18 protein-coding genes are annotated in these 22,636 nt (G+C 70.6%); 12 read left to right on the top strand and 6 right to left on the bottom strand.

Annotated elements, in window-relative coordinates; genetic code table 11:
• The first annotated feature begins 98 nt into the window (after positions 1-98).
• From AB0Q90_RS41725 to AB0Q90_RS41705, 5 genes are all read left to right on the top strand, one after another.
• The gene (locus AB0Q90_RS41725; protein ID WP_363164055.1) at positions 99-2,078 is read left to right on the top strand and encodes a nitrate- and nitrite sensing domain-containing protein; all 1,980 of its coding nucleotides are present in this window, start codon (positions 99-101) and stop codon (positions 2,076-2,078) included.
• Between the two features lie 96 nt (positions 2,079-2,174).
• Positions 2,175-3,977: an ABC-F family ATP-binding cassette domain-containing protein gene (locus tag AB0Q90_RS41720; RefSeq protein ID WP_363164054.1), complete on the top strand. Its 1,803-nt coding sequence runs from the start codon at positions 2,175-2,177 to the stop codon at positions 3,975-3,977.
• Positions 3,978-4,226: 249 nt separating this feature from the next.
• The gene (locus AB0Q90_RS41715; protein WP_363164053.1) at positions 4,227-6,053 is read left to right on the top strand and encodes a PQQ-binding-like beta-propeller repeat protein; all 1,827 of its coding nucleotides are present in this window, start codon (positions 4,227-4,229) and stop codon (positions 6,051-6,053) included.
• Positions 6,054-6,138: 85 nt separating this feature from the next.
• Positions 6,139-8,238 (top strand): PQQ-binding-like beta-propeller repeat protein, encoded by a 2,100-nt coding sequence (locus tag AB0Q90_RS41710; RefSeq protein WP_363164052.1) that lies wholly within the window; start codon positions 6,139-6,141, stop codon positions 8,236-8,238.
• A gap of 296 nt (positions 8,239-8,534) precedes the next feature.
• Positions 8,535-9,230, top strand: coding sequence for a LuxR C-terminal-related transcriptional regulator (locus AB0Q90_RS41705; protein WP_363164051.1), 696 nt, complete (start codon positions 8,535-8,537; stop codon positions 9,228-9,230).
• A gap of 55 nt (positions 9,231-9,285) precedes the next feature.
• Here AB0Q90_RS41705 and AB0Q90_RS41700 read toward each other — a convergent pair whose 3' ends face one another.
• Both AB0Q90_RS41700 and AB0Q90_RS41695 read right to left on the bottom strand, forming a co-directional pair.
• A complete protein-coding gene (locus tag AB0Q90_RS41700; RefSeq protein ID WP_363164050.1) occupies positions 9,286-9,606 on the bottom strand; it encodes a hypothetical protein in 321 nt (106 codons plus the stop codon).
• Between the two features lie 16 nt (positions 9,607-9,622).
• A complete protein-coding gene (locus AB0Q90_RS41695) occupies positions 9,623-11,311 on the bottom strand; it encodes a sodium:solute symporter family protein (protein ID WP_363164049.1) in 1,689 nt (562 codons plus the stop codon).
• A 109-nt stretch (positions 11,312-11,420) separates the two neighbouring features.
• Here AB0Q90_RS41695 and galT point away from each other — a divergent pair, with 109 nt between their 5' ends.
• The 3 genes from galT to galK are packed head-to-tail and all read left to right on the top strand — an operon-like array spanning position 11,421 to position 14,626.
• Positions 11,421-12,482: a galactose-1-phosphate uridylyltransferase gene (gene galT / locus AB0Q90_RS41690; RefSeq protein ID WP_363164048.1), complete on the top strand. Its 1,062-nt coding sequence runs from the start codon at positions 11,421-11,423 to the stop codon at positions 12,480-12,482.
• Entirely contained in the window at positions 12,479-13,441 is a 963-nt protein-coding gene (gene galE / locus AB0Q90_RS41685) for a UDP-glucose 4-epimerase GalE (protein ID WP_363164047.1), read from the top strand. Before galT ends, galE begins: the two co-directional genes overlap by 4 nt.
• A 33-nt stretch (positions 13,442-13,474) precedes the next feature.
• On the top strand, positions 13,475-14,626 hold the full coding sequence (gene galK / locus AB0Q90_RS41680) for a galactokinase (RefSeq protein ID WP_363164046.1): 1,152 nt from the start codon (positions 13,475-13,477) through the stop codon (positions 14,624-14,626).
• Here galK and AB0Q90_RS41675 read toward each other — a convergent pair.
• Positions 14,619-15,074, bottom strand: coding sequence for a GNAT family N-acetyltransferase (locus tag AB0Q90_RS41675; protein ID WP_363164045.1), 456 nt, complete (start codon positions 15,072-15,074; stop codon positions 14,619-14,621). The two genes, galK and AB0Q90_RS41675, sit on opposite strands and share 8 nt — an antisense overlap.
• 229 nt (positions 15,075-15,303) lie before the next feature.
• Between AB0Q90_RS41675 and AB0Q90_RS41670 the strand changes: the two genes are divergently transcribed.
• On the top strand, positions 15,304-16,071 hold the full coding sequence (locus AB0Q90_RS41670; protein ID WP_363164044.1) for a response regulator transcription factor: 768 nt from the start codon (positions 15,304-15,306) through the stop codon (positions 16,069-16,071).
• Positions 16,072-16,084: 13 nt separating this feature from the next.
• Here AB0Q90_RS41670 and tamR read toward each other — a convergent pair whose 3' ends face one another.
• A complete protein-coding gene (tamR, locus tag AB0Q90_RS41665) occupies positions 16,085-16,582 on the bottom strand; it encodes a MarR family transcriptional regulator TamR (protein WP_363164043.1) in 498 nt (165 codons plus the stop codon).
• An 89-nt stretch (positions 16,583-16,671) separates the two neighbouring features.
• Here tamR and AB0Q90_RS41660 point away from each other — a divergent pair, with 89 nt between their 5' ends.
• Positions 16,672-17,454, top strand: coding sequence for a trans-aconitate 2-methyltransferase (locus AB0Q90_RS41660; RefSeq protein ID WP_363164042.1), 783 nt, complete (start codon positions 16,672-16,674; stop codon positions 17,452-17,454).
• The gene (locus tag AB0Q90_RS41655; protein ID WP_363164041.1) at positions 17,454-17,816 is read left to right on the top strand and encodes a glyoxalase; all 363 of its coding nucleotides are present in this window, start codon (positions 17,454-17,456) and stop codon (positions 17,814-17,816) included. Before AB0Q90_RS41660 ends, AB0Q90_RS41655 begins: the two co-directional genes overlap by 1 nt.
• Before the next feature lie 42 nt (positions 17,817-17,858).
• Here AB0Q90_RS41655 and AB0Q90_RS41650 read toward each other — a convergent pair whose 3' ends face one another.
• Together AB0Q90_RS41650 and AB0Q90_RS41645 are read right to left on the bottom strand one after the other, a co-directional pair.
• Positions 17,859-18,536 (bottom strand): TetR/AcrR family transcriptional regulator, encoded by a 678-nt coding sequence (locus AB0Q90_RS41650; protein WP_363164040.1) that lies wholly within the window; start codon positions 18,534-18,536, stop codon positions 17,859-17,861.
• Complete coding sequence (locus tag AB0Q90_RS41645; protein WP_363164039.1) at positions 18,533-19,543, bottom strand: fatty acid desaturase; 1,011 nt, start codon at positions 19,541-19,543, stop codon at positions 18,533-18,535. Before AB0Q90_RS41645 ends, AB0Q90_RS41650 begins: the two co-directional genes overlap by 4 nt.
• Positions 19,544-19,832: 289 nt before the next feature.
• Between AB0Q90_RS41645 and ppc the strand changes: the two genes are divergently transcribed.
• Positions 19,833-22,613 (top strand): phosphoenolpyruvate carboxylase, encoded by a 2,781-nt coding sequence (ppc, locus tag AB0Q90_RS41640; RefSeq protein ID WP_365734472.1) that lies wholly within the window; start codon positions 19,833-19,835, stop codon positions 22,611-22,613.
• The last annotated feature ends 23 nt before the right edge of the window (positions 22,614-22,636 follow it).

Here is a 22,636-nt window from a genome sequence, read left to right as displayed (position 1 = left end):
CGGGTGAGGGCGACGTAGAGCACGCGCAGGCCGGCCGGTGACTCGTCGGCGATCTGCCTCACCCCCCTCACCCCCCTCACCCCCCAATGAGGCCCCCCATGCGCGTCCCCCGCACCCCCGCCGCCCGGCTGCGCCCCAGATCCGTGCGCGCGAAGATCGTCTCCCTGCTGATGCTGCCCATCGTGTCCCTCATGGCGCTGTGGGGCTTCGCCGCGGTGACGACCGCGTCCAGCATCGGCGACACCGAACGGGCCAAGGACGTCAACTCCGAACTCCTCACGCCCGTGGGGGACTTCGTCACCGCGGTGCAGGCCGAGCGGACCGCCGTCGCGCGGCACGCGGCCGACCCCGCCGCCTTCACCACGGCCCGCAGGGCCACCGACCGGGCCGTCGCCGCCCTCCTCGACGGCATCAACGCCTCCAGCTCCGACGCCGGGCTGCTCGACGCGAGCCTGCCCGAGCGCCTCGACCGGCTGAAGGCCGACGCGGGCGGCCTCACGGCGCTGCGGTCCGCGGCGACCGGGAAGACGGCGACGACGACATCGGCGTACACGAAGTACTCCGCGATCGTTCAGCACGCCTTCTCCGTCACCGGCGCGCTCACCGGGGACCGGGGCACCGACGCCGCCTCCGAGGCGCGCGTGGTGCTCGAACTCGCCCGCGCGCGGGAGGCACTCGCGCGCGAGCGCGCGCTCCTGGGCGCCGTCAGTGCGCGCGGGGAGCTCACGCAGGGGGAGTACGCGCTGTTCATGGGCGCCGTCGCCGCACAACGCGAGCTGCTCGCACCCGCGGTCGCCGACCTGAAGGCCGCGCACCGGACGGCGTACCGGGAGATCCTGGACGGCGAGGCGTACGCGCGCGTGCAGGCCGTCGAGAACCGCGTGCGTGACACCGGCCCCGGTGCCGTCACCGCGCAGACGCTCAAGGACTGGGACACCGCGGCGGCCGGAGTGCTGACGCAGCTGGCCGCGGCCGAGACGGCGGCGGGGACGGGCGCCACCGCGAAGGCGGACCCGTTCGGCTGGGACACGCTCGGCGCCTCCGGCGTCGCGATGGTGCTGGGCCTGGTCGGCGTGCTGCTGTCGCTGCTGGTGTCCGTGCTCGTCGGCCGCGGCCTCATCGTCGAACTGCTCGACCTGCGCAACGACGCCCTGGAGGTGGCCGGCCGCCGGCTGCCCCAGGCCATGCGCAAGCTGCACGCCGGCCAGGGCGTCGACATCGACGCCGAGGCGCCCATGCGACGGCTGATCGGCGACGAACTGGCCCAGGTCGGCACGGCCCTCACGGCGGTCCAGCGGGCCGCGCTGAAGGCGGCCAGCGAACGGGCCGAACTGCTCAGCGGCATCTCCGGGGTGTACGTCAGCCTGGCCCGCCGCAGCCAGGTGCTGCTGCACCGCCAGCTCGACCTGCTGGAGGGCATGCAGCAGCGGCAGCAGGACCCGGCGGAGCGCGCGGACCTGCACCGGGTCGACTACCTGGCCACCCGGATGCGCCGGCACTCCGAGAGCCTGCTGATCCTGTCCGGGATCGCCCCCGGGCGCGGCTGGCGCGACCCGATCCCGCTGGCGGACGTGGTGCGGGCCGCGGTCGCCGAGATCGAGAGCGCGCAGCGCGTGCAGATGTGGGCGGTGCCGCGGGTGTCGCTGGTCGGCGGTTCGGTCGCCGATGTCATCCACCTGCTCGCCGAACTCGTCGAGAACGCCACCGCCTTCTCGCCGCCGAGCACGAAGGTGCAGCTGCGGGCGGCACGCATGCGTGACGGTGTGCTCATCGAGGTCGAGGACAGCGGCTTCGGCATGAACGAGGAGGCCCTGGCCGAGGCCAACCGCAAGATCCGGTCCGAGCGGGTCGACCTGCTCGACGCCAAGCAGATCGGGCTGTTCGTGGTGAACCGGCTGCGCGAGCGCCAGGGGCTGCGGGTGGAGCTGCGGCCGTCCCCGAACGGCGGCGTGACCGCGTCCGTGTTCATCCCCGAGCCGCTCACCCGGGACGACATGCCCCAGGGCGAGCAGCCGGCGGGCCGGGGCCGCGGGCTCGCCCCGGCAGCGGCGCTGATCCCGCAGCAGCGGAGGCAGTAGGAGAGCGCCGGCGGAGGCGGTGGTGGACTCCGCGGCCGTCTGTCACACCAGCCGACTACCCTGGAGGGTCGATCGATCCCCCTGGGCAGGAGAGAAATGGCCGTCAATCTGGTCAATGTCGAGAACGTCAGCAAGGTGTACGGCACCCGTGCCCTGCTCGACGGCGTCTCGCTCGGCGTCTCCGAAGGGGATCGGATCGGAGTCGTCGGCCGCAACGGCGACGGCAAGACGACCCTGATCCGGATGCTGGCCAAGCTGGAGGAGGCCGACACCGGGCGCGTCACGCACTCCGGCGGGCTGCGCCTGGGCGTGCTCACGCAGCACGACTCCCTCGACCCGGCCGCCACCGTGCGGCACGAGGTCATCCGGGACCTGGCCGACCACGAGTGGGCCGGCAACGCCAAGATCAGGGACGTCCTGACCGGACTCTTCGGCGGTCTCGACCTGCCCGGCTTCCCGCAGGGCCTCGACACCGTCATCGGGCCGCTCTCCGGCGGCGAGCGCCGCCGTATCGCGCTCGCCAAGCTGCTCATCGAGGAACAGGACCTGATCGTCCTTGACGAGCCGACGAACCACCTCGACGTCGAGGGCATCGCCTGGCTCGCCCAGCACCTGCGCGAGCGGCGCTCCGCGCTCGTCTGCGTCACCCACGACCGCTGGTTCCTGGACCAGGTCTGCACGCGCATGTGGGACGTCCAGCGCGGCGACGTCTACGAGTACGAGGGCGGCTACTCGGACTACGTCTTCGCGCGCGCGGAGCGCGAGCGCATCGCCGCCACCGAGGAGACCAAGCGGCAGAACCTCGTCCGCAAGGAGCTGGCCTGGCTGCGCCGCGGCGCCCCCGCCCGTACGTCCAAGCCGCGCTTCCGGGTGGAGGCCGCCAACGAGCTCATCAAGGACGTACCGCCGCCCCGGGACAGCAGCGAGCTGATGAAGTTCGCCTCCTCGCGGCTCGGCAAGACCGTCTTCGACCTGGAGGACGTGACGGTCCAGGCAGGACCGAAGGTCCTGCTCAAGCACGTCACCTGGCAGCTCGGCCCCGGCGACCGGATCGGCCTCGTCGGCGTCAACGGCGCCGGCAAGACCTCCCTGCTGCGCGCCATGGCCGAGGCCGCACGCACGGAGGGCGAGGCGCAGCCCGCGGGCGGCCGTGTCGCCGTGGGCAGGACCGTCAAGCTCGCCTACCTCTCCCAGGAGGTGGGCGAACTCGACCCGAATCTGCGGGTCCTGGAGGCCGTTCAGCGGGTGCGCGAGCGCGTCGACCTCGGCAAGGGGCGCGAGATGACCGCCGGACAGCTGTGCGAGACGTTCGGCTTCAACAAGGAGAAGCAGTGGACGCCGGTGGGCGACCTCTCCGGTGGTGAGCGCCGCCGCCTCCAGCTCCTGCGTCTGCTCATGGACGAGCCGAACGTCCTCTTCCTCGACGAGCCCACCAACGACCTCGACATCGAGACCCTCACCCAGCTGGAGGACGTCCTCGACGGCTGGCCCGGCTCGATGATCGTCATCTCTCACGACCGGTTCTTCGTCGAACGCACCACCGACCGTGTCTTCGCCCTGCTCGGCGACGCCACCCTGCGGATGCTGCCGCGCGGCATCGACGAGTACATCGAGCGGCGCCACCAGATGGAGGAGGCCGCGGCCGCCGCCTCCCCGGTCGTGCAGAAGAGCGCCCCCGAGAAGAGCGCCGCCGACCAGCGCGCCGCCAAGAAGGAACTTCAGAAGATCGAGCGCCAGCTCGACAAGGTCTCCGAGCGGGAGACCAAGCTCCACGCCCAAATCGCCGAGAACGCAACAGACTTCGCGAAGGTTGCCGAACTCGACGCCGAACTGCGCGACTTGGCGGGCCAGCGCGAGGAGCTGGAACTGCGCTGGCTGGAACTCGCGGAGGACGCGTAGCCGCAGGACGCGCGGGCCGGGGGCGCGTGAGTGGGGGGCGCGCAAGACGCGTGAAGGGCGCGTGAAGGCGCGTAACGGCGGTATCACGAGCCGGTCGTCCCTTGGGAACAGGGGTTGACCGGCCCCGTGGTCTGTCGGTCCCGAGTGATAGAAAGGGCCGTCTGAGAACCGTCTGAGAGAACAACGGGTGTGGCGGAAACGCAGCGCCACAGAGCGCGGCGCCACATCGGTCACAAGGGGGAACCGCTGATGAGCCAGCCGCCCAGCCAGCCGCCGAACGGCGGCTTCGGAGCACCGCAGGACCCGCCGCCGCAGGGCGGTTTCGGGGCACCGCAGTCGCCTCCGCCCGCACCGGCCGGCCCCCCGCAGACCCCGCCGCCCGCCGGCCCCCCGCAGCCCGGCTACGGCTACCCGCAGCAGCCGTCCACCCCGGCGCCCGGCCCTTACGGCCAGCCGCAGCAGCCGGGCCCCTACGGGCAGCCCGGCCCGTACGCCCAGCCCGGCCCCTACGGCCAGCCGCAGCAGTCGGGCCCGTACGCCCAGCCGCAGCAGCCCGGCCCGTACGGCCAGCCCGGCTACGGCTACCCGCAGCAGCCCGGATACCCGGGCGCGCCCGGCACCCCGCCGCCCGGCTCCGGCTCCCGCAACCCCTTCAAGGGCAAGCCCGCGCTCGTCATCGGCGCCGCGGTGGCCGCGCTGCTCGTCATCGGCGGCACCGTGTTCGCCGTGACCGGCGGCGACGACAGCGGCAAGAAGAAGAAGCCCGTCGCGGGCAAGAGCGACGACGCCAAGCCCACCGGCAGCGACGCCCCGGTCAACCCCGGCGACGGCGGCGGCGACAAGGGCGACGACCCGGAGAACCTCAACGAGGGCCGCAAGGCGGGCGAGTCGAAGGTGCTCTGGTACAAGGAGGCGCCCGACGCGCCCGGTTCCGGCGCCGACGCCCCCGGCCTGTGGATCACCGACAAGACGGCGGTGAAGGCGGCGTACAAGCAGGTCTTCGCCTACAACGTCGGTGACGGCGACCCGACCTGGGACGCGATCACCTTCCCGCAGAAGATCTGCGCGGTCACCCCGGAGAAGACGTCCGACGACAAGGTCGTCATCGCGTACATGAGCGGCAGCAGCGACCGCGCCGAGTGCAACCAGCTCCAGCAGCTCGACCTCAACACCGGTGAGAAGGGCTGGAAGGGCGAGGTCGCCGACGGCGAACTGTTCGACAGCACGCTCACGATCCAGCTGAGCATCACCGGCGAGACGCTGATGGTGGGCCGTTCGCAGTCCGGGACGGCGTACGACGTCACCACCGGCGACAAGCTGTGGGACAAGAAGAAGTACGGCGACGCCTGCTTCCCGGCCGCCTTCGCGGGCGGCGAGAAGCTGATGGCCGTGTCGTCCTGCGGCGCGGGCGGCGACAACGAGCACGACGAGGTCCAGGAACTCGACCCGAAGACCGGCAAGGCCAAGTGGACCTGGAAGCCGGACAAGGGCTGGCGGGTGGAGAACCTCTACTCCCTGAACCCGGTGGTCGTCTACAGCACCAACGAGGACAAGAACGCGTGGAACATCTCCACGATCAGCTCGTCCGGCACGATCACCTCGCAGGTCGACGTCGACGAGACGTTCGCCCCCGAGTGCGGCTGGGCCATCCTCTCGCGTGACCTCCAGGGCTGCACCGGCGTGGCCGCCGACAGCTCGACGCTCTACCTGCCCACCGAGGCCACCACCGGCGCCAACGAGATCGTCGCGATCAGCCTCGCCAACGGCAAGGAGAAGTGGCGGGTGAAGTCCCCGCTGGAGGAGTCGATGATCCCGCTGCAGGTCGAGGGCGGAAAGCTCATCGCCTACGTCAAGCCGGGCTGGGAGTCGGGCGGCCAGGTCGTGTCCATCCCGACCACGGGCAGCAGCCACAAGCCGACGAAGCTGCTCCAGAACCCCCAGGGCATCTCGGACATCGAGGACAGCTTCTACTCGGGGACCTACGACTGGGTCGACGGCCGCTTCTACCTGACGTCCACGCGGCTGTCCGGCAGCGACGAGACGAAGGAGAAGCTGATGATCGCCTACGGCAAGTGAGGCACCCACAGCACTTCGCGGGCCCCTGCCCTCTGTCCGTAGTCCCCACCGGCATCGCCGACCCCGTCTCCGAGGTAGTCACGTCATGACCCAGCCCCCGCCGCCGCCCAACCAGCCCCCGCCCTTCGGCCCACCCCAGGACGAGCCGCCCCAGCAGCAGCTCGGCCAGGGCCAACCGGCACCGCAGCAGGGCGCGTTCGGAGCCCCGGAGGGCCAGCAGGCGCCGCAGCAGGGCGGTTTCGGCGCGCCTCAGGGGCAACCGGCCCCGCAGCAGGGTGGCTTCGGTGCGCCGCAGCAGCCTGCTTTCGGTGCCCCGCAGGGCCAGCCGACGCCTCCGCCGCAGGGTCAGCCGACCCCGCAGCAGCCCGGTTTCGGTGCGCCCCAGGGCCAGCCCGCACCCCCGCAGCAGCCCGGGTACGGCGCCCCGCAGGGCCAGCCCACGCCTCCGCAGGCACCTTTCGGCGCGCCCCAGACACCCCCGCAGCCCCCACAGACCCCCGCTCCGGGCCCGGGCTACGGCTACCCGCAGACCCCGCCGGCGCAGCAGCCGTCGGCCGGCTACGGCTACCCCCAGGCCCCGCAGCCGCCGCAGCCCCCGACCCCGGGCTACGGCTACCCCGGCCAGCCGCCGACACCGCCGTACGGGCAGCAGCCCGGCTACGGCTATCCCGCGGCGACCGTGCCGATGCAGCCGCAGGCCGGACAGGCGGCCGGCGGGCGGAAGATGAACACGTCGATGCTCATCATCGTCGCGGCCGTCGTGGCGATCGCGCTGATCGTCGGCGGCGGCGTCTGGTACGCGTCGTCGTCCGGTGACGACGGCGGCAAGGACGACACCGCCAACTCCAGCGGCGGCACCGGCGGCGGTGGCGACAAGGGCGGCGCCGGCGGTACGGGCGGCGGCACCGCGAACGCCAAGGCCGTGGAGAAGGTGCCCGCGGACCCCAACTCCCAGGTGCTGTTCCAGGTCCCGGCCCCCACGGTGAAGGACCACACCTACTCCGCGGCCGGCTCCTGGCTCACCGACAAGGTGTACGCCAAGGTCGGCGTCGCCGAAGTCGTCGGCTACGACCTCGACAAGGGCAGCAAGCTCTGGACGATCGAGCTCCCCGGCCCGGTGTGCCAGGGCAGCAACCACGTCACCGAGGACAACAAGACGGCGATCACCTATCAGCCGAAGATGCCGACCAAGGCCAACCCCTCGTGGGGCTGCACCCAGGTCGCGGCGATCGACCTCGACGCCGGCAAGAAGCTGTGGACCAAGACCGCCGACTCCGGCGACCAGGCGATCAGCTTCGACAACGTCACCGTCAGCGCGAGCACCATCGCCGTGGGCAGCACCAGCGGCGGCGCCGCCTTCGACATCGCCAACGGCGAGCAGCTGTGGGCCCCGAAGCCGACCGACACCTGCTACGACGCCGGCTACGGCGGCGGCCCGAAGCTGGTCGCGGTGCGCAAGTGCGGTCAGTACGGCCAGCGCCAGCTGCACATCCAGACCATCGACCCGAAGTCCGGGAAGGTGATCTCCGAGTACAAGATGGCCGAGGGCATCGAGTACGCGAGCGTCGTGTCCACCGAACCGCTCGTCGTGGCCGCCGATGTCGCCGACGCCGCGGGTGACGCCAGCGGTATCTCGGACTTCTTCTCCATCGACAACAAGACCGGCAAGCTGCGGGTCCGCATCCCCGCGCCGGGCGACCAGTACGCGGCCAGCTGCGACGGCATCAGCAAGGTCGAGGAGTGCCGCGAGATCGCCGTCGGCAACGACCGGATCTACCTGCCGACCGAGGAGCACGAGGGCTCCGGCGAGTTCATCGACACCAACGAGATCATCTCCATCGACCTCGCCACCGGCAAGGAGACCGGCCAGCGGGCGGACGCGGGCGACGACCACACGCTCTCCCCGCTGCGCATGGACGGCCCCAACCTGATCGCGTACAAGCGCGGGCCCTACGACAAGGGCGGCCAGGTCGTGAGCATCGACGGCAGCTCCTTCAAGGAGACGAAGCTGCTGGAGAACCCGGCCACGGAGGCGGTGCTGGACGTGGAGCGCAGCTTCCTGCCGAACTCCGCGGAGATCCTCTACGGGCAGGGCCGGCTGTTCATGTCGGACGTGTACGTGAGCGACATCGGCAGCAGCGGCGACGAAGTGGAATACCTGGCGATCGCTTTCGGCGCCAACTGATCACTCCTCCTCACCGTTGACACGGCCCCGCCCCTGCTCAGGGGCGGGGCCGTGCATTTACCGCTCATCACCCTCGAATGCGAGGAATTTCGGCGATCCGGGGCACTTCTCACCAGTAGGGGGAGCGCAACGTCGAACAAGCGTGTAGCTTCCGGGGGCAAGAAGGACCGGGGGGAGCCGGGAGGGGGCTTCTGTCCGTGCGGACCAGTGGGCATCCATAGTGGTGCATCCCTGTGGGACAGCCACTGGGGGTGTATGGGGACGGGGATCCATTGGGGGGACTGGGGGGTTGCTCGATGGGAGTGCGGCTGATGGTGGTCGACGACCACCGACTGCTCGCCGAGGCACTGGCCTCGGCGCTGAAGCTGCGAGGACACCGGGTGCTGGCCGCGGCGGCGCCCGCCGCGGGGGCGGCGGAACTGGTGATCACGCGGGCACCGGAGGTGTGCCTGCTGGGAACGGCGACACCGGCCGAACCGGGCATGTTCGACCCGGTGGTGAAGATCAAACGTGAGCGGCCGCAGGTCGCCGTACTGGTACTCGGCCCCGTGCCGAGCCCGCGCGGCATCGCGGCGGCCTTCGCGGCGGGAGCCTCGGGCTACGTCCGCCATGACGAACGCATCGAGGGCGTCGAGCGAGCGATCATGAAGGCCAGGGCGGGAGAAGCGGCGGTGGCACCGCAGTTGCTCCAGGGCGCCTTCAGCGAACTGCTCAACCCGGCCGCCCAACCCGACGACGAGGGCCAACGCCTCCTCCAGATGCTCACCCCGAGGGAGGTCGAGGTCCTGGTCCGCGTGGCCGACGGCGAGGACACCCGCCTGATCGCCGCGGGCATGGGCATCGCCCCGTCCACGGCCCGCACCCACGTCCAACGCGTCCTGATGAAACTCGGCGTCGGCTCCCGCCTGGAGGCAGCGGCACTGGCAGCACGCACGGGCCTGCTGGACCGGGCGGGCCCCGTACCGCACTCTCCCCCGGAGTCCGAGGCGTAGGCCGACGTGGGGCCGGACCGCCGACAGGGGCCCGGCCCCACTCGCCGGCCCGACCTCACTCGGGCTTCTTGTCCTCCACCAGCTCCGTCGGCGCAGGCGGCACCGAAGGCCGCAGCCGCAGCCACGCCAGGAAGAACACCCCCAGCGCCAGCATCCCCAGCCCCGTCCACAGGTTGATGTACACGCCCTCCGCCTTCTCCAGGTCGGCGTCCGAGGGGGAGATGCCGGCGATCGTGACGATCACGCCGTAGACGACGAACAGGGCGCCGATGATGCGGCGCAGGTCGAAGATGCGGGCCGCGGTGGCGGACTTGGCCTCCAGTTCGGTGACTTCCCGCTGGACGTCCTCTTCGGAGTATTCGTGGTGCTCGGACATTCTCAGACTCCTGCCGTCAGAACGAGAACGGGATGTAGCAGGCGGCCGCCAGGATGATCGCTCCCCAGCCCAGCAGGGCCGGCTTGCGGTACCAGGCCTCGTCGCCGGGGGCCGGCGGTTCGGCCATGCCGGGGGAGCGGGTGCCGTAGACCAGGCCCTGGAGTTCCTCCATCGGCTTGGGGGCCGTGAACAGCGACACCGCCACCATCACCACCGCGCCCGCCACGAAGCCCACGATCGCCGAGACGAAGTTGGCGCCCTGGTCGGTGGGGATGTCGATGACGCCCTGTTTGTAGATCCAGAAGTAGTTGAGCATCGCGGCGACCGTGCCCGCGAGCAGGCCCCAGAAGCCGGACTTCACCGAGGCCCGCTTCCAGAACATGCCGACGATGAAGACGACGAACATCGGCACGTTGAAGAAGGAGAACAGGGTTTGCAGGTAGCTCATGATGTTGGAGAAGGAGGAGGCCAGGAACGCCGTTCCTACCGACGCGCACACGCCGATCACCGTGATCAGGCGGCCGAAGCCGACGTAGTACGTGTCCTCCCTGCCCTTCATCACGTACCGCGCCCAGATGTCGTTCGTGAACACCGTGTTGAAGGACGACACGTTGGCCGCCATGCCTGCCATGAACGCCGCCAGCAGGCCCGTCACCGCCACACCCAGCACCCCGTTCGGCAGGAGCTGTTCCATCAGGTACGGGATGGCGTCGTTGTACTGGTAGCCCGACTCGTCGGTGCCGAAGCCGGGGACCAGGGCCGCGGCCGCCAGGCCCGGGATCATCACCAGGAAGACGATGAAGATCTTGGGGTACGCGGCGATCAAGGGTGTGCGCTGGGCCGCCGAGAGGTTCTTCGCCGACAGAGCGCGCTGCACCTCCGCGAAGTTCGTCGTCCAGTAGCCGAAGGACAATACGAAGCCCAGGCCCAGCACGATCGTCAGCCAGTTCGCGCCCAGCGGGTTGTCGCTGCCGATGCCCGTGCCGCCCCACGCCGTCGTGAAGTCGGCGCCGTGGGACTTGGTGAGCGTGTCCGACAGGCCGTCCCAGCCGCCGACCTTCTTCAGGCTCAGCGCGACGATCGGGATGAGCGCCGCGAGGATCACGAAGAACTGCAGCACCTCGTTGTAGATGGCCGACGACAGACCGCCCAGCGTGATGTACGCCAGCACGAAGGCGCCGGCGACCACGATCGCCACCCACTGCGGCCAGCCCAGCAGCGCCTCGACGACGATCGCGAGGGCGTACAGGTTCACGCCGGAGATGAGGATGGCGGCGAAGGCGAACAGCGCCGAACTCAACAGATGCGCCCACTTGTCGAAGCGCAGGAGCAGCATCTCGGGGACCGAGCGCACCTTCGACGAGTAGTAGAACGGCATCATCACCAGGCCCAGGAAGACCATCGCCGGGATGGCGCCGATCCAGTACCAGTGCACGGTGTACACGCCGTACTGCGCGCTGTTGGCGGCCATGCCGAGGATCTCGGTGGCGGCCAGGTTGGCGGAGATGAAGGCGAGACCGGTGATCCAGGCGGGCAGTGAGCGGCCCGAGAGGAAGAAGTCGAGGCTCGTTCTCACCGAGCGGCGGGCCGCGAAGCCGATGCCCAGGACGACGACGAAGTAGATGCCGAGGATCGTGTAGTCGAGCCAGTTGGTGGGGAGCTGTAGCTCGGCGGCCAGGAATGCGGCTTTTGCGGGCATTTGCATCCCGTCATTGAACACTTCTGTTGGTGCTCTTTGTTTGATTCTGCCGTTGACGCACCTGTCGAGTTATGGTTACTTGTGTTTACTTATGTTTGAGTGAAGGAGTCCGGCGGTGAAGAAGACCTCGACCCGGCTGGCCGACGGTCGCGAGCTCATCTACTACGACCTGCGCGACGACAGCGTGCGGGACGCGGTCGACCGGCGCCCGCTGGAGCGGACCGTCACCACGTCCGAGGTGCGCAGGGACCCGCTGCTCGGCGACTCCGTGGCGATCGCCTCGCACCGGCAGGGGCGGACCTACCACCCGCCGGCCGACGAGTGCCCGCTGTGCCCCTCGCAGGGCGAGCGGCTGAGTGAGATCCCGGACTCGTCGTACGACGTCGTCGTCTTCGAGAACCGCTTCCCCTCCCTCGCCGGGGACTCCGGCCGCTGCGAGGTCGTCTGCTTCACCTCCGACCACGAGGCGTCCTTCGCCGACCTCACCGAGGAGCAGGCGCGGCTGGTCCTGGAGGCGTGGACCGACCGGACGTCGGAGCTGTCGCATCTGCCCTCCGTGGAGCAGGTGTTCTGCTTCGAGAACCGCGGCGCCGAGATCGGCGTGACCCTCGGGCATCCGCACGGGCAGATCTACGCGTACCCCTTCACCACCCCGCGCACCGCGCTGATGCTGAGGCAGGTGGCCCAGCACAAGGAGGCGACCGGCGGGGAGAACCTCTTCGACGCCGTAGTGGAGCGTGAACTCGCCGATGAGCGGGTCGTCCTGGAGGGTGAACACTGGGTGGCGTTCGTGCCGTACGCCGCGCACTGGCCGTACGAGGTCCACCTGTACCCGAAGCGCCGTGTGCCCGACCTGCTCGCCCTCGACGAGGACGCACGCTCAGAATTCCCCCAGGTTTATCTGGAACTCTTGAGGCGCTTCGACCGGATCTTCGGTGAACAGGAGACTCAGACGCCGTACATCGCCGCCTGGCACCAGGCGCCGTTCGGCCAGCTGGAGGAGTTCGAGGGAGTCAACCGCGACGACTTCGCGCTTCACCTTGAGCTTTTCACCATTCGCCGCACCTCCGGCAAGCTGAAGTTCCTCGCGGGTTCCGAGTCCGGCATGAGCGTGTTCATCAACGACATCCGGCCGGAGGCCGCGGCCGAGCGACTGCGAGAGGTAGCGAGTTCATGAGCGGTAAGTACCTGGTGACGGGTGGAGCGGGTTACGTCGGCAGTGTGGTCGCCCGGCATCTGCTGGAGGCGGGCCACGAGGTCGTCGTCCTCGACAACCTCTCCACCGGCTTCCGCGAGGGCGTCCCCGCCGGTGCCGTCTTCGTCGAGGGCGACATCCGCGACGCCGGCAAGTGGCTGGACTCCTCCTTCGACGCCGTGCTGCACTTCGCGGCCTCCTCGCAGGTCGGCGAGTCGGTCGTGAAGCCGGAGAAGTACTGGGACAACAACGTCGGCGGCTCCATGGCGCTGCTCGGCGCGATGCGCGAGGCGGGCGTCAAGAAGCTCGTCTTCTCCTCCACCGCGGCCACCTACGGCGAGCCCGTCAGCTCGCAGATCACCGAGACCGACCCCACGGCGCCCGCGTCCCCGTACGGCGCCTCCAAGCTCGCCGTCGACCACATGATCACCGGCGAGGCGATCGCCCACGGCCTGGGCGCGGTGTCCCTGCGCTACTTCAACGTCGCGGGCGCCTACGGCGAGTTCGGCGAGCGCCACGACCCCGAGTCGCACCTCATCCCGCTGGTCCTCCAGGTCGCGCAGGGCCGCCGGGACGCCATCTCGGTCTTCGGCGAGGACTACCCGACCCCGGACGGCACCTGCGTCCGCGACTACATCCACGTCGCGGACCTGGCCGAGGCCCATCTGCTGGCCCTCAAGGCCGCACAGCCCGGCGAGCACCTGATCTGCAACCTCGGCAACGGCAACGGCTTCTCGGTGCGCGAGGTCATCGAGACCGTGCGCAAGGTGACGGGGCACCCGATCCCCGAGGTCGTGGCCCCGCGCCGGGGCGGCGACCCGGCGGTCCTGGTGGCGTCCGCCGCCACGGCCCGCGAGAAGCTGGGCTGGAATCCGTCGCGCGCGGACCTCGCGGGGATCGTCGCGGACGCCTGGGAGTTCGCGCAGCGGCGCGGCAAGTAGTTGTCTGAGTACGGAAAGGTCAGGGGACAGGGGATGAGCGAGGCTGTCGCCGAGCGGTTCAAGGAGCTGTACGGGGCCGAGCCGGAAGGGGTGTGGGCGGCGCCGGGCCGGGTCAACCTGATCGGCGAGCACACCGACTACAACGACGGCTTCGTCATGCCGTTCGCCCTGCCGCACACCGCGGTCGCGGCCGTCGCACGGCGCACGGACGGCGTGCTGCGACTGCACTCGGCGGACATCGAGGGCGGCGTCGTCGAACTCCGGCTCGACGAACTGACCCCGGAGTCCGACAAGAACTGGACGGCGTACCCGGCGGGCGTGGTGTGGGCGCTGCGCGAGGCCGGCCACCCGGTGACCGGCGCGGACATCCACTTGTCCTCCACCGTCCCGACGGGCGCGGGCCTGTCCTCGTCGGCGGCGCTCGAAGTCGTCGTGGCGCTGGCCCTCGACGAGCTGTACGAACTCGGCCTCCAGCGCTGGCAGCTGGCCCGCCTGTGCCAACGCGCCGAGAACGTCTACGTCGGCGCCCCCACCGGAATCATGGACCAGACCGCGTCCGCGTGCTGCGAGGACGGCCACGCCCTGTTCCTCGACACCCGGGACCTGTCCCAGAAGCAGATCCCCTTCGACCTGGCCGCCGAGGGCATGCGCCTGCTCGTCGTGGACACGCAGGTCAAGCACTCGCACAGCGAGGGCGAGTACGGCAAGCGCCGCGCAGGCTGCGAGAAGGGCGCCGCGCTGCTCGGCGTGGACGCGCTCAGGGACATCCCCTACGGCGAACTCGACGCGGCGCTGGAGCGGTTGGGCGACGAGGAGGAGGTCGCCCGGCTGGTCCGCCACGTCGTCACCGAGGACGAGCGCGTCGAGCGGGTCGTCGCCCTGCTGGAGGCGGGCGACACCCGGGCGATCGGCCCGGTTCTGGTGGAGGGGCACGCCTCGCTGCGCGACGACTTCCGCATCTCCTGCCCCGAGTTGGACCTGGTCGTCGACTCGGCCCTCGCGGCCGGTGCGCTGGGGGCCAGGATGACCGGCGGCGGCTTCGGCGGCTCGGCGATCGTGCTGGCGGAGGCCGCCGACGTGGACACCGTCACCAAGGCGGTCCAGGAGGCCTTCGCCGCGGCCGGCTTCACGGCCCCGCGGGTCTTCGAGGCGGTCCCGGCACCCGGCGCGCGCCGCCTCAGTTGAGCTGCTTGGTCAGGGTGAACTCCGTGATCCCCGGCGGATAGTCGGGGATCACGCACACCACGTCGTACCCCTGCTTCTGGTAGAACTCCGGCGCCTGGAAGTCCCAGGTCTCCAGGCGTACGGCGGTGCAGTCCCGCTCGTCGCGGGCCATGCGCTCCGCCGTCGCGAGCAGTTGCGAACCGAGCCCCGTGCCGCGGTGGCGTTCGTCGACCCAGAGGTAGGTCACATGGAGCCAGCTCGTCCAGGTGTGGCCGACGAGGCCGCCGGCGAGCGCGTCCGCCTCGTCCAGGGCCCAGACATGGAGCGGAAGTTCGCGTTCACCTGGGGTTCCCCGCAGGGCGCGGAGGACCGGCGAGGCCGCCGTGTTGGTGTCCATCAGCCGGCTGCGGAGCAGAGCGCGCCGGTCTTTGTCGACTTCTGTCTCCATACGAAACATACGGCTCACCATAAACGCGTCGGACAGCCAGTTCTGCAAATTACCTTCCGCTCCCGCCCCCCGGCCGTACTCTGATGAACAGCGCCGGTGGGGGCCGGTGCTGATCAGGGGGCGAGACAGTCGGGTACGACGCCCGTGGTGGGGGTACCAGTTTCTGCATGGCGGCGGCTGTGCGGCTGCGACCACCCCTGGGGCGTCGTACCCGCGCCGGTCGTCGTTCTCCGGACCAGTGGGGGTTTCAGTGGTTCGCATCCGAGTCCTGGTCGTCGACGACCACCGCATCTTCGCCGAGTCGCTCGCCGCGGCCCTGGCCGCCGAGCCCGACGTCGACGTCTCCGCCGCGGGCAGCGGCCCGGCAGCGCTGCGCAGCCTGGAGCGCGCGGTCGCCGAGGGACGCCGCTACGACGTGCTGCTCGTCGACGCCGATCTGGGAGGCAGTGTGCCGGGCGTACGGCCCGCCGTGCCGGTCCAGGAGGTGGGCGAGGACGGCCTCGTCGACGGGATCTCGCTCGTTGTCGGGGTGCGTTCGGCGCAGCCGGGCGTGCGGATCGTGGTCCTGGCCGAGAAGGACGACCCGCGCCGCGCCGCGCTCGCGCTGCAGGCCGGGGCGTCCGGGTGGGTGGCCAAGGACTGTTCCCTGTCCCGGCTGCTGACGGTCATACGAGGGGTGCTGCGCGAGGAGACCCATCTCCCGCCCGCCCTGCTCACCGGAGTGCTGCGCGAGCTGACCGCCGCGCGCAAGCACCGCACCGAGAGCGAGCGGCTGGTGGAGTCGCTGACCCCGCGCGAGCGGGAGGTGCTGCGGTGCATGGTGGCGGGCCTCGGGCGCAAGGCCGTCGCCGAGCGCCTGTACCTCTCCCCGCACACCGTCCGTACGCATATGCAGAACGTGCTGGGGAAGCTGGGCGTGCACAGCACGCTGGCGGCGGTGGCGCTCGCGCGCAGGGCGGGTGTGGGGCCGGTTGACCTGGCCGGGGATGTTGTCGAGCGGGGCGGGCAGTTGGCGTAGGTCCGGCTGGCCCTTACCCCGGGATGTTGTCGAACGGCGCCGTCAGCTGCCGCAGCAGACCCGCGAGTTCACCCCGCTGAGCCCGGGAGAGCTCCGCGAGGATCGCGCGCTCCTGGTCCAGCAGGCCGGCCAGTGCCTGGTCCGCGCGGTCGCGGCCCTCGTCCGTGAGGCGGACCAGCACCCCGCGCCGGTCGCTCGGGTCGGGGAGACGCTCCACCAGGCCCTTCTTCGCCAGCCGGTCGATGCGGTTGGTCATCGTGCCGGAGGTGACCAGGGTCTGCGTCAGCAGCTGCCCCGGTGAGAGCTGGTACGGCGATCCCGCGCGCCTGAGCGCGGTCAGGACGTCGAACTCCCAGGGCTCCAGGCTGTGCTCGGCGAACGCCAGCCGGCGGGCGCGGTCCAGGTGCCGGGCCAGTCTGCTGACCCGGCTGAGCACTTCGAGTGGTTCCACGTCGAGGTCCGGGCGCTCCCGGCGCCACGCTGCGACCAGCCGATCGACCTCGTCCTCCATGACGATCAGTGTAGTGGTTGTGTCGACATGAAGTCTCTTGATGTCGAGTCTCTTGACATCAAGATAATTCGAGGAGGAAGGTGGATGCCATGACCACCGCCTCCTGGGACCCCGTCCAGTACCTGCGCCACGCCGACCACCGGGCCCGCCCCTTCACGGACCTCCTCGCCCGCGTGCCCGACCTGCCCGCGGCAGCGCCCCGTATCGCGGACCTCGGCTGCGGACCGGGCAACGTCACCGCCGTCCTCGCCGAGCGCTGGCCCACCGCCCGCGTCACCGGCTACGACAACTCCCCGGAGATGCTCGCCAAGGCCCGCTCCCACGCCGGCCCCCGCCTCGACTTCGCCCACGCCGACGTCCGGACATGGATGCCGACGGAGCCGTACGACCTGATCGTCAGCAATGCCACGCTCCAGTGGGTCCCCGGGCACGCCGACCGCTTCCCGGACTGGATCGCCGGACTGGTCCCCGGCGGCACGTTCGCCTTCCAGGTGCCCGGCAACTTCGACTCCCCGAGCCATCGCCTGATGCGCGAGCTGGCAGACCGGTACGGCCTCACCGGCGCCCTGCGCCACGACGACGCCGTGCTCACCCCGCAGGCCTACCTGGAGCGGCTGACCGCGCTCGGCTGCACGACGGACGCCTGGGAGACGACGTACATCCACCTTCTCCCCGGCGAGGACCCGGTCCTGGACTGGGTGAAGGGGACGGGGCTCAGGCCCGTGCTGACCGCGCTCGCGGACGACCCGGAGACCAGGGCCGCGTTCCTGGACGAGTACCGGGCGGCCCTGCGTGAGGCGTATCCGGCGGGGGCCCACGGGACGGCGTTCCCGTTCCGCCGGATCTTCGCGGTCGCGCGGAAGGAGGCGTGATGATCACTGCCGTGGACCACGTCCAGCTCGCCGCGCCGCCCGGATCGGAGGAGCGGCTGCGGGCGTACTACGTCAGCGTCCTCGGGATGACCGAGATCCCCAAGCCGCCGGTCCTCGCCGCGCGCGGGGGCTGCTGGTTCCAGGCCGGGCGGGTGCAGCTGCACCTGGGGATCGAGCAGGACTTCCGGCCCGCCAGGAAGGCGCACCCGGGGCTGCGGGTCACCGGGATCGGGCAGTACGCGGCCCGGCTGCAAGCCCTCGGGGCGTCGGCGGACTGGGACGAGAACCTGCCGGGACACAAGCGGTTCTACTCCTACGACCCAGTCGGGAACCGGCTGGAGTTCCTGGAGCCGACAGGCTGACGTCCGGCTCGGATCGCGATCACAGCCCCAGCGGACGTCGGTTCAGCTCTTCCGTCGTCCTATCAGGTGCGGCTTCGCCTCCAGGCCGTCCAAGCCGTGCCAGGCCAGGTTCACCAGGTGCGCCGCCACCTCCGCCTTCTTCGGGCGGCGGACGTCCAGCCACCACTGGCCGGTCAGGGCGACCATGCCGACCAGGGCCTGGGCGTAGAGGGGGGCCAGCTTGGGGTCGAAGCCGCGGCTCTTGAACTCGCGGCCCAGGATGTCCTCCACCTGGGTGGCGATGTCCGAGATCAGCGAGGCGAAGGAGCCCGTCGACTGGGGGATGGGGGAGTCGCGGACCAGGATGCGGAAGCCGTCCGTGTACTCCTCGATGTAGTCGAGGAGCGCGAAGGCCGCCTGTTCGCACAGCTCACGGGGGTGGCCCGCGGTCAGGGAGCTGGTCACCATGTCCAGCAGGCGGCGCATCTCGCGGTCCACGACCACCGCGTACAGGCCTTCCTTGCCGCCGAAGTGCTCGTACACCACCGGCTTGGACACCCCGGCCTTCGCCGCGATCTCCTCCACCGACGTGGCCTCGAAGCCCTTGGCGGCGAACAGGGTGCGGCCGATCTCCAGCAGCTGGGCACGCCGCTCGGCGCCCGTCATACGAGTGCGACGGGCGCGCCGCGGCTTTTCATTGCTCGGGGTGCTGCTGGAGTCGGTCGCCACGGCGTCAATCATGCCGCCTTCGCGGCCTCCGTCCCGCGTCGGGAGTCGTCTTCACCGGTGTTCCGGCGTGAATCGATACGCGAGCGTGACGGCCAGCGCACGTCGTACGCCCAGCCGAGCTGCTCGCACCAGCGGATGATCCGGGCCGAGGAGTCCAGCTGACCGCGCTCCACACCGTGCCGGGCCGAGGTCGGGTCGGCATGGTGCAGGTTGTGCCAGGACTCGCCGCAGGACAGGATCGCCAGCCACCAGACGTTGCCGGAGCGGTCGCGCGACTTGAAGGGCCGCTTGCCGACCGCGTGGCAGATGGAGTTGATCGACCAGGTGACGTGGTGCAGCAGCGCCACCCGGACGAGCGAGCCCCAGAAGAACGCGGTGAACGCGCCCCACCAGGACCAGGTGACCAGGCCGCCGATCAGCGGGGGCAGCGCCAGGGACAGCGCCGTCCAGAAGATGAACTGGCGGGAGATGGCCCGCAGCGCCGGGTCCTTGATCAGATCCGGCGCGTACTTGTCCTGCGGGGTCTGCTCCTCGTCGAACATCCAGCCGATGTGGGCCCACCACAGGCCCTTCATCAGCGCGGGCACCGTCTCGCCGTACTTCCACGGCGAGTGCGGGTCGCCCTCGGCGTCGGAGAACTTGTGGTGCTTGCGATGGTCGGCGACCCAGCGGACCAGGGGGCCCTCGACCGCCATCGAACCCGCGATCGCCAGCGCGATCTTCAGGGGCCGCTTCGCCTTGAAGGAACCGTGGGTGAAGTGACGGTGGAAACCGATCGTGATGCCGTGGCAGCCCAGGTAGTAGAAGAACACCAGCAGGCCCAGGTCGAGCCAGCTCACTCCCCAGCCCCACGCCAGCGGCACCGCCGCGAGCAGTGCCAGGAACGGGACGGCGATGAAGAGGAGCAGCGTGATCTGTTCGATCGACCGCTTCTGCTCGCCGCCGAGGGTCGCGGAGGGGATGGAGGTGTCGTCGGTCGCCTTCGGGGCGTCTTCGATCACATCGGAGCTCGTGGTCATGGGCGTCCCCTGTGGGGTCGAGGGTCGAGGCGGATACCGGGCCGGAAACCGTGCACCTGTTCCTACGGTTCCGTAACCTACGGCGTCGTAAGTATGGCAGCGTGTCGCCCGGCGGCAAGAGCCCGTGAGCCTGCGCGTCCGACCGGACACCTATCCTTGGAGTCGGTCGGACAGCGCGGTCCGCTCTGATTTCTTCCCGGATGCCCGGCCCGTATGCGGCGCCCGCCGCGCGAGACGGACTTCGGACTTCCCTCCCGGACGAGCTTCAACACTGCAAGGAGCCGCACCTGTGAGCAGTGCCGACGACCAGACCACGACGACCAGCACCGAGCTGCGCGCCGATATCAGGCGCCTCGGTGATCTCCTCGGCGAGACTCTCGTCCGGCAGGAGGGTCCAGAGCTGCTCGACCTGGTCGAGAGGGTGCGCCGACTGACCCGCGAGGACGGCGAGGCCGCCGCCGAGCTGCTGCGCGGCACCGAGCTGGACACCGCGGCCAAGCTGGTCCGCGCGTTCTCCACCTATTTCCACCTCGCCAACGTCACCGAGCAGGTGCACCGCGGCCGCGAGCTGCGCGCCAAGCGTGCCGCCGAGGGCGGTCTGCTGGCCCGCACGGCCGACCGGCTCAAGGACGCCGACCCCGAGCACCTGCGCGAGACGGTCAAGCACCTCAATGTCCGCCCGGTGTTCACCGCCCACCCGACCGAGGCCGCGCGCCGGTCGGTGCTGAACAAGCTCCGGCGCATCGCCACGCTTCTGGAGACCCCGGTCATCGAGGCCGACCGCCGCCGCTACGACACCCGTCTGGCGGAGAACATCGACCTCGTCTGGCAGACCGACGAGCTGCGCGTCGTACGCCCGGAGCCCGCGGACGAGGCCCGTAACGCGATCTACTACCTCGACGAGCTGCACGCCGGCGCGGTCGGTGACGTCCTGGAGGACCTCACCGCCGAGCTGGAGCGGGTCGGCGTCAAGCTCCCCGACGACACCCGTCCGCTGACCTTCGGCACCTGGATCGGCGGCGACCGCGACGGCAACCCGAACGTCACCCCGCAGGTCACCTGGGACGTGCTGATCCTCCAGCACGAGCACGGCATCAACGACGCCCTGGAGCTGATCGACGAGCTGCGCGGCTTCCTGTCGAACTCCATCCGCTACTCCGGCGCCACCGAGGAGCTGCTCTCCTCCCTCCAGGCCGACCTGGAGGCGCTGCCCGAGATCAGCCCCCGCTACAAGCGGCTGAACGCCGAGGAGCCCTACCGGCTCAAGGCCACCTGCATCCGGCAGAAGCTGGAGAACACCAAGCTGCGCCTGGCCAAGGGCATCCCGCACGAGGCGGGCCGCGACTACCTGGGCACCGCCGAGCTGCTGCGCGACCTGACGCTGATCCAGAGCTCGCTGCGCGAGCACCGCGGCGGCCTGTTCGCCGAGGGCCGGATGAACCGCACGATCCGTACGCTCGCCGCGTTCGGTCTGCAGCTGGCCACCATGGACGTGCGCGAGCACGCCGACGCCCACCACCACGCCCTCGGCCAGCTCTTCGACCGCCTGGGCGAGGAGTCCTGGCGGTACACCGACATGCCGCGCGAGTACCGGGCCAAGCTGCTCGCCAAGGAGCTGCGCTCCAGGAGGCCGCTGGCGCCGACCCCGGCCCCGGTGGACGCGGCCGGCGAGAAGACCCTCGGCGTCTTCCAGACCGTCAAGCGGGCGCTGGAGGTCTTCGGGCCCGAGGTCATCGAGTCGTACATCATCTCGATGTGCCAGGGCGCGGACGACGTGTTCGCGGCGACCGTGCTGGCCCGCGAGGCCGGTCTGATCGACCTGCACGCCGGCTGGGCGAAGATCGGCATCGTTCCGCTGCTGGAGACCACGGACGAGCTCAAGGCCGCCGACACGATCCTGGAGGACATGCTCTCCGACCCGTCCTACCGGCGTCTGGTGGCGCTGCGGGGCGATGTCCAGGAGGTCATGCTCGGCTACTCCGACTCCTCCAAGTTCGGCGGCATCACCACCTCGCAGTGGGAGATCCACCGGGCCCAGCGGCGGCTGCGTGACGTGGCGCACCGGTACGGCGTGCGGCTGCGGCTCTTCCACGGCCGCGGCGGCACCGTCGGCCGCGGCGGCGGCCCCTCGCACGACGCGATCCTTGCCCAGCCCTGGGGCACCCTGGAGGGCGAGATCAAGGTGACCGAGCAGGGCGAGGTCATCTCCGACAAGTACCTGGTGCCGTCGCTGGCCCGGGAGAACCTGGAGCTGACCGTCGCGGCCACGCTCCAGGCGTCCGCCCTGCACACCGCCCCGCGCCAGTCCGACGAGGCGCTGGCCCGCTGGGACGCGGCGATGGACGTCGTGTCGGACGCGGCCCACGCCGCCTACCGCAAGCTGGTCGAGGACCCGGACCTGCCGACGTACTTCCTCGCGTCGACGCCGGTGGACCAGCTCGCCGACCTGCACCTGGGCTCGCGGCCCTCCCGCCGTCCCGGCTCCGGTGTCTCCCTCGACGGCCTGCGCGCCATCCCGTGGGTGTTCGGCTGGACCCAGTCGCGGCAGATCGTGCCCGGCTGGTTCGGCGTCGGCTCCGGCCTGAAGGCGCTGCGCGAGGCGGGCCTGGACACCGTCCTGGACGAGATGCACGAGCAGTGGCACTTCTTCCGCAACTTCATCTCCAACGTCGAGATGACGCTCGCGAAGACGGACCTGCGCATCGCCCAGCACTACGTCGACACCCTCGTCCCCGACGAGCTCAAGCACGTGTTCGACGCCATCAAGGCCGAGCACGAGCTGACCGTGCGCGAGGTGCTGCGGGTGACCGGCGAGCAGGAGCTGCTGGACGCCACCCCGGCGCTCCGGCAGACCTTCACCATCCGCGACGCCTACCTGGACCCGATCTCCTACCTCCAGGTCGCCCTGCTCAAGCGCCAGCGCGACGCGGCGGCCGCGGGCGAGCAGCCCGACCCGCTGCTGTCGCGGGCGCTGCTGCTGACGGTCAACGGTGTGGCGGCGGGCTGCGGACCGGCGACTCGATCGGCTCGTAGTGCTCGGGGAACGGCCCGTCCGCCACCCCGTTGCTGAACAGCCGGCCCAGGCCCTCCCCG

The organism is Streptomyces sp. NPDC079141 (assembly GCF_040686775.1).
In the GTDB taxonomy this organism is placed as follows: Bacteria; Actinomycetota; Actinomycetes; order Streptomycetales; family Streptomycetaceae; genus Streptomyces.
This window is presented reverse-complemented; position numbering and strand designations above follow the sequence as displayed.